The organism is Mesorhizobium sp. M7A.F.Ca.CA.002.09.1.1, from assembly GCF_003998555.1.
In the GTDB taxonomy this organism is placed as follows: Bacteria; Pseudomonadota; Alphaproteobacteria; order Rhizobiales; family Rhizobiaceae; genus Mesorhizobium; species Mesorhizobium ciceri.
Genome location: NZ_RZRR01000770.1, coordinates 1 through 2732, shown reverse-complemented (window position 1 = coordinate 2732; position 2732 = coordinate 1). Strand labels below are relative to the sequence as shown.

2 protein-coding genes are annotated in these 2732 nt (G+C 63.4%); one reads left to right on the top strand and one right to left on the bottom strand.

Annotated features, from left to right (window positions below; genetic code table 11):
• Positions 1-1657 (bottom strand): preprotein translocase subunit SecA (gene secA, locus EN994_RS25960; protein ID WP_127307918.1); only part of this gene is annotated, 1657 nt, incomplete at its 3' end.
• A gap of 246 nt (positions 1658-1903) precedes the next feature.
• Between secA and EN994_RS25955 the strand changes: the two genes are divergently transcribed.
• Positions 1904-2732, top strand: an 829-nt coding sequence (locus tag EN994_RS25955) for a peptidylprolyl isomerase (RefSeq protein ID WP_127307917.1), incomplete at its 3' end; no start/stop codon positions are given.

Sequence of the window (2732 nt, the reverse complement as noted above, 5' to 3'; positions counted from 1 at the left end):
GCACATAGAGGCCGCCGGCGGCCAATGCCTTTTCCTTCAGCCGCTCAATGTCGGCAATGATTTCCTTTTCCCGCGCCTCGCGTTCGGGGCCGGCCGGCATGTCGCCCAGCTCTTCCTCGATCCGCATCTCGGCATTGCCGCCGAGCTTGATGTCGGTGCCGCGGCCGGCCATGTTGGTGGCGATGGTGATGGCGCCGGGCTTGCCGGCCTGGGCGACGATCGCCGCCTCGCGCTCGTGATGGCGAGCGTTCAGCACTTCGAAATCGGTAAAACCTTCCTTGCGCAGGCGCTCGGCCAGCTGCTCGGACTTTTCGATGGAGGTGGTGCCGACCAGCGTCGGCTGGCCCTTGGCGCTGGCTTCGCGGATCTCCCTGACGATCGCCTTGTATTTCTCCTCGACCGTCCGGTAGACCTCGTCGTCCTCGTCGATGCGGATCACCGGCAGATTGGTCGGGATCTCGGTGACTTCGAGGCCGTAGATGTTGCCGAATTCCTCTGCCTCGGTCAGCGCCGTGCCGGTCATGCCGGACAGCTTCTTGTAGAGGCGGAAATAGTTCTGGAAGGTGACGGAGGCGAGCGTCTGGTTCTCCGGCTGGATCGCCACATGCTCCTTGGCTTCGAGCGCCTGGTGCAGGCCTTCCGAATAGCGGCGGCCCGGCATCATGCGGCCGGTGAACTCGTCGATGATGACGATCTCGCCGTTGCGGACGATATAGTCCTTGTCCTTCTGGAACAGCCGGTGCGCCTTCAGCGCGTTATTGACGTGGTGGACGATGGCGACGTTCTCGACGTCGTAGAGCGACTCGCCCTTGAGCAGGCCGGCGTCGCGCAAAAGGTTCTCGAGCTTCTCGGTGCCTTCCTCGGTGAAGATCGAGGTCTTCTGCTTCTCGTCGATCTCATAATCCTGCGGCTGCAGCTGGATGATGAAGGTGTCGATGGTGTTGTACATTTCCGAACGGTCCTCGAGCGGACCGGAAATGATCAACGGCGTGCGTGCCTCGTCGACCAGGATGGAATCGACTTCGTCGACGATCGCGTAATTGTGACCGCGCTGCACCATCTGGGCGCGCTCGTATTTCATGTTGTCGCGCAGATAGTCGAAGCCGAGCTCGTTGTTGGTGGCGTAGGTGACATCGGCGGCGTAGGCGGCGCTGCGCTCCTCGTCGGACAGGCCGTGGACGATGACGCCGACCGAGAGGCCGAGGAATTTGTAGACGCGGCCCATCCATTCGGAGTCGCGGGTGGCCAGATAGTCGTTGACGGTGACGACGTGGACGCCCTTGCCGGCAAGCGCGTTGAGGTAGACCGGCAGCGTCGCGACCAGGGTCTTGCCCTCGCCAGTGCGCATCTCGGCAATGCCGCCATTGTGCAGCACCATGCCGCCGATCAGCTGGACATCGAAGGGGCGCATGCCGAGCACGCGGCGCGCGGCCTCGCGGGCGGTGGCGAAGGCCGGCACCAACAGATCGTCGAGCGTGGCGCCGTTGGCGATGTCCTGGCGGAATTTCGCGGTGCGGCCGACCAATTCCTCATCGGAAAGCGCCCGCATCTCGTTTTCCATGGCGTTGATCGCCTCGACACGGGGCCGGGTCGATTTGACCCGACGGTCGTTGGAGGAACCGAAAACCTTACGGGCGAGACCGCCGAGACTGACCATCCAATGGTCCTTTCGATAGAATTCTCAATCTTGAGATGAGCGCCGGGCGGCCCCATCAATTCCACGTGAACGTGGACAAACACAAAAAGCGCCCGGAAAACGGTTCTGGACGCAAAGTCGTTGGACAGATAAGAGGGGGCTCAACTGATGTCAACGCCGCGCTGGCCCTGCTGGCTGCGCCAAATTCCGCCACAATCTGGCCGATCTGGAAGCACCCCTCTTAACAATCCCCACCGGAGTCCCCCTATGTCCCTGTTGTTTCGCCGCGCGTCGCTCGCCAGCCTTGGCTTGGCCGTCGGCCTGTCGGCCCTTTCGCTCTCGCCTGTGATGGCGCAGCAAACCGCTCCCGCTCCAGCGGATGCAGCAGCGCCAGCCGCGGCACCGGTCGATCCCAATAAGGTTATCGCCACGGTCAACGGTCAGCCCCTGACCGAAGCAGATCTGGTGCTTGCCGAAGGGGAATTGTCGCAGCAGTTCGCACAATTGCCGCCCGAGCAGCGCCGTGCCGCCGCCCTTTCGGCTGCCATCGAGATCCGCGTCATGGCCGCCCAGGCGGTCACCACAGGGCTCGACAAGGATCCCGACTTCCAGCGCCGCATGGCCTTCCTGCAGCAGCGCGCGCTGCATGGCGAGATGGTCGAGAAGGGTGTCGTCGACAAGGTCACCGACGCCGAGGTCCGCGCCCGTTACGACCAGGAAATCGCCAACACGCCGCCCACCAACGAGCTGCATGCCCGTCACATCCTCGTGAAGACGAAGGAAGAGGCCGAGGCGATCATCAAGCAGCTCGACGGCGGCGCCGACTTCCAGAAGCTCGCCAACGAGCACACCAGCGATCCGTCAGGCAAGACCAGCGGCGGCGACCTCGGCTGGTTCGGACCTGGCCAGATGGTGCCGGAGTTCGACAAGGCGGCCTCCGCGCTCGAGGTCGGCAAATACACCGAGCAGCCGGTGCAAACGCAGTTCGGCTGGCATGTCATCAAGCTCGAGGACAAGCGCACCAAGCAGCCGCCGGCCTTCGACGACGTCAAGGACCAGGCCAAGCAGGCGGTCATCCGCGACAAGTATTTCGCGC